We start from the raw sequence: 4,075 nt of genomic DNA, 5'->3' as shown, positions 1-4,075 counted from the left end.
TCTTTCCACTGCTCTATTCGCTCGGCTATTCGTTCACCGACTTTCGCGCGTCGAGCCCGGCGGCGGCCAATTTCGTCGGACTGCAGAATTATCGCGAACTGCTCAACGACCCGTTCATCTGGTCGAATTTCGCCATCACCGCCAAATATGTCATCGTCTCCGTGGTCGGTCAGGTCATCGTCGGCTTTGGCGTGGCGTTGCTGCTCAACCGCGATATCCCGCTGAAGGGCCTGCTGACGACATTGCTGCTGTTGCCGATGATGCTGTCGATGGCCGTCGTCGGTCTGTTCTGGAAGCTGCTCTATGATCCGTCATGGGGTGTCATCAACTATGCACTCGGCCTCGGCAATTTCGAATGGCTGTCCAACCCTGACATGGCGCTCTACGCGGTTGCCATCACCGACATCTGGATGTGGTCGCCCTTCGTCATGCTGCTGTCGCTTGCCGGCCTGTCGGCAGTGCCGAAGCACCTCTACGAGGCGGCGGCGATCGACCGCGCCGGCTCGTTCTATACCTTCTTTCGCATTACGCTGCCGCTGGTCGCGCCGATTCTGATGATCGCGATCATCTTCCGCACCATGGAGGCGTTCAAGACCTTCGATCTCGCCTACATCCTGACCAGCCAGCCAACCACCGAGGTGATCTCGATCCGGCTCTACAAGATGGCGTTCCAGGAATGGCAGACCGGGCGCTCCTGCGCGCTTGCCTACATCGTGCTGATCATGGTGCTGGCTATCACCAACATCTACGTCAAATACCTCAACAAGGTGAAGGAGCGCTGAGATGGCCGCCGTCCGCACTTCTTCCGAAATCGGCTTCAATCGCGTCGCCATCGTCGTTGTCCTTTTGGTGACGATCATCTTCCTCGCGCCGATCTACTGGATTGCCTCGACGGCGTTCAAGCCGCGCAATCTTGCCACGACCATCCCGCCGACGGTGGTGTTCCAGCCGGAGATATCGCCCTTCGTCAAACTGTTCACCAAGCGCTCGCAACTGCGCAGCGCGCCGACGCCGGAAGAGTATGCGGCAGCGCCCTGGTGGGAGCGCGTCGTATTCGACGGCGGTGAAAAGATCGTGCGCGACGGCAAGGGCCAGGTGCAATGGTCCGGCTATCCGAGCCGCTTCATGAACTCGCTGATCATCGCCATCACCTCCACGGTGCTGGCGGTCGGCATGGGCACGTTCACCGCCTATGGCTTTTCGCGCTTCAAGGTGAAGGGGGAGGCTGACCTGCTCTTCTTCATCCTTTCGACACGCATGCTCCCGCCGGTGGTGGTGGCGATCCCGATGTTCCTGATGTACCGGGCGGTCGGCCTCAACGACACGCATGTGGGCCTGATCATCCTCTACACCGCCTTCAACCTGTCCTTCTCGGTGTGGCTGATGAAGGGTTTTATGGATGAGATACCGAAAGAGTATGAAGAGGCGGCCCTGGTCGACGGTTACACGCGCATGGAGGCCTTCTTCAAGATCGTGCTGCCCGAGGCGGCCACCGGCATCGCCGCCACCGCGGTGTTCTGCTTCATCACCGCGTGGAACGAATATGCCTTCGCACTGATCATGACCAACCGCCGCGCCCAGACCGCACCGCCCTTCATCCCGAGCCAGGTCGGCTCGGGCCTGCCGGACTGGACGGTGATCGCCGCCGGAACCTTTCTGTTCCTGCTGCCGGTCGCGATCTTCACGTTCCTGCTCCGCAACCATCTGCTGCGCGGCATGTCCTTCGGAGCGATTCGCAAATGAGCTTTCGTGCCATCAACCAGAAATATCTGGAGCCCGGTTCGCAGGTGCTGATGGTGCTCGGCATCATAGCACTCTGCCAGCCCTGGAACCTGTTGTTGCACACATATGGCCTGACCATCATCCTGATCGGGCTGGTCGGCTTCAACGTCACCTCCAAGATCGCGCCTGAGGAAAAGGCCGGCACCGGCCAGGTGCGCAATCCGGGAGCACAGCATTGACCCAGATCGAGCTTCGCGGCGTCCAGAAATTCTTCGGCGCCGTCCAAGTCATCAAGGACCTGAACCTCAAGATCGCCGACAACGAGTTCATCGTTCTGCTCGGCCAGTCGGGCTGCGGCAAGACGACGACGCTGCGGGCCATCGCCGGGCTGGAAACGATCGACGAGGGCGACATCCTCATCGACGGCAAACCGATCCAGCATCTAAAGGCCGCCGACCGCGACATTGCCATGGTCTTCCAGTCGTTCTCGCTCTATCCGCATATGAGCGTCTACGAGAACATCGCCTTCCCCTTGCGCGCCACACGCAAGAGCAAGACGGAGATCGACAGCGAGGTTCGCTCCGTCGCCAAGACGCTGCAGATCACCGATCTGCTGGCCAAGAAGCCATCGGCGCTCTCGGGTGGCGACATGCAGCGCGTCGCCATTGGCCGGGCGCTGGTGCGGCGGCCGAAGGCCATGCTGATGGACGAGCCGATCGGCGCGCTCGACGCCAAGCTGCGCGAGGAGATGCGCGCGGAAATCAAGCGGCTGCACATCAAGCAGGGGTCGACGACCATCTATGTGACGCACGACCAGATCGAGGCGATGAGCCTCGCCGACCGCATCGTCATCATGCATGAAGGCGTGCTGCAGCAGGTCGGTTCGCCCGACGAGGTCTATTCGCACCCGGCCAATCTGTTCGTGGCGCAATTCGTCGGCAGTCCGGTGATGAACGTCGCCGATGCGGCAGTCGCCGAGACGGCGTCCTCGGTCTCGGTGACGGTCGGCGGGGCTCCCGCCGGCTTCGAGTTCCCGCGGGCGCTGCTGTCGAAGCTCAACGGCCATGCAGGCGGCCAGCTCGCGCTCGGCATCCGGCCGGAAGGCGTTCTCATCCGCCGCGAGGCGACGGAGGGGTTTTTGCCGGTCGAGACGCAGATCGTCGAGCCGCTTGGCTCCTTCGACATTGTCGATCTCAAGGTCGGCTCAAAGATGCTGCGCGCACGCACCAAGAGCGGCTTCGTCGCCGGTCCCGGCCAGAAGGTGTTCGCCAGGATCGATCCGGCCCAAGCGCATTTCTTCGACACGGCAAGCGGCAAGTCGCTGGGAGTGAGATTGTGATGGCCGAAGGACACGAAAGGCCAATGACTTGGCCTTTCGAACAATCGAACGCCCGGAGCTATAGCGGAGGGCAGACGCCCTCGAAAAAGAGATCGGGACGATAGACATGGCCCATATCCAGCTCAAGAACATCTCGAAGACTTTCGGCAACCACACTGCGCTCACCGGGCTCGATCTCGATATTGCCGATGGCGAGTTCTTCGTGCTGCTGGGCGAGACGGGCGCCGGCAAGACGACGACGCTGCGGCTTATCGCGGGCCTGGAAAAGCCGAGCGAAGGCCAGGTCTTCATCGACGGCGTCGACGTCGCCGACTGGGGTGCGGCCGAGCGTGACGTAGCGCTGGTGCTGCAGCAATACTCGCTCTATCCGCGCTACACGGTGCGCGAAAATCTCGAATTCCCGCTGAAGCCGAAAATTCGCCGGCTGCCCGACGCCGAGATCAAGGATCGCGTCGACCGTGCCGCCCGTACGCTGCGGATCGAGCACCTGCTCGACCGCAAGACGGATCGGCTGTCCGGCGGCGAGATGCAGCGCGTCTCGATCGGCCGCGCCATCGTGCGCAAGCCGCGTGTGTTCCTGATGGACGAGCCGCTGTCTGCGCTCGACGCCAAGCTGCGCGAGGCGCTGCGGACTGAACTGAAGAACCTGCAGATGCAGCTCGGCGCCACCTTCCTGTTCGTCACCCACGACCAGATCGAGGCGATGTCGATGGGCGACAAGGTCGGCGTGCTCAACCATGGCCGCATCGTTCAGACCGGCACGCCGCACGAGATCTACAACAATCCGCGCGATACCTATGTGGCGAGCTTCGTCGGCTCGCCGCCGATGAACCTCATCGACGGCAAGCTTGTGAACGGCCGCGCGGTGATGGCTCCGTTGAACTTCGAACTGCCTTTTTCGGGGGGAGCCAAAGCGGGCGGGGCGACCGACGGTCGCCCGCTCGTCTTCGGCATTCGTCCCGAGGACGTCTATCTCGAGAGCGGCGCGCCGGTCGAGGCGCATGTTCACGACGT

General features: G+C 62.2%; 5 protein-coding genes. All 5 read left to right on the top strand.

Annotated features, from left to right (window positions below):
• Window positions 1-782 (top strand): sugar ABC transporter permease (locus EN750_RS21835; protein WP_145967826.1); only part of this gene is annotated, 782 nt, incomplete at its 5' end.
• Window position 783: 1 nt separating this feature from the next.
• Window positions 784-1,743: a carbohydrate ABC transporter permease gene (locus EN750_RS21830; RefSeq protein WP_127268334.1), complete on the top strand. Its 960-nt coding sequence runs from the start codon at window positions 784-786 to the stop codon at window positions 1,741-1,743.
• Window positions 1,740-1,961: a hypothetical protein gene (locus EN750_RS21825; RefSeq protein ID WP_127268335.1), complete on the top strand. Its 222-nt coding sequence runs from the start codon at window positions 1,740-1,742 to the stop codon at window positions 1,959-1,961. Before EN750_RS21830 ends, EN750_RS21825 begins: the two co-directional genes overlap by 4 nt.
• Window positions 1,958-3,061 (top strand): ABC transporter ATP-binding protein, encoded by a 1,104-nt coding sequence (locus tag EN750_RS21820; RefSeq protein ID WP_127397612.1) that lies wholly within the window; start codon window positions 1,958-1,960, stop codon window positions 3,059-3,061. The genes EN750_RS21825 and EN750_RS21820 overlap by 4 nt, the downstream gene beginning before the upstream one ends.
• Window positions 3,062-3,167: 106 nt before the next feature.
• On the top strand, window positions 3,168-4,075 hold a 908-nt coding region (locus tag EN750_RS21815), incomplete at its 3' end, for an ABC transporter ATP-binding protein (RefSeq protein WP_145967825.1).

The organism is Mesorhizobium sp. M7A.F.Ca.ET.027.03.2.1 (assembly GCF_003999175.1).
GTDB lineage: Bacteria > Pseudomonadota > Alphaproteobacteria > Rhizobiales > Rhizobiaceae > Mesorhizobium.
This window is presented reverse-complemented; position numbering and strand designations above follow the sequence as displayed.

What these genes read in the sequence shown, in the direction of transcription:
- EN750_RS21830 (WP_127268334.1), top strand. Translation starts at nt 784, where the DNA reads ATGGCCGCCGTCCGCACTTCTTCCGAAATCGGCTTCAATCGCGTCGCC.
- EN750_RS21825 (WP_127268335.1), top strand. Translation starts at nt 1,740, where the DNA reads ATGAGCTTTCGTGCCATCAACCAGAAATATCTGGAGCCCGGTTCGCAG.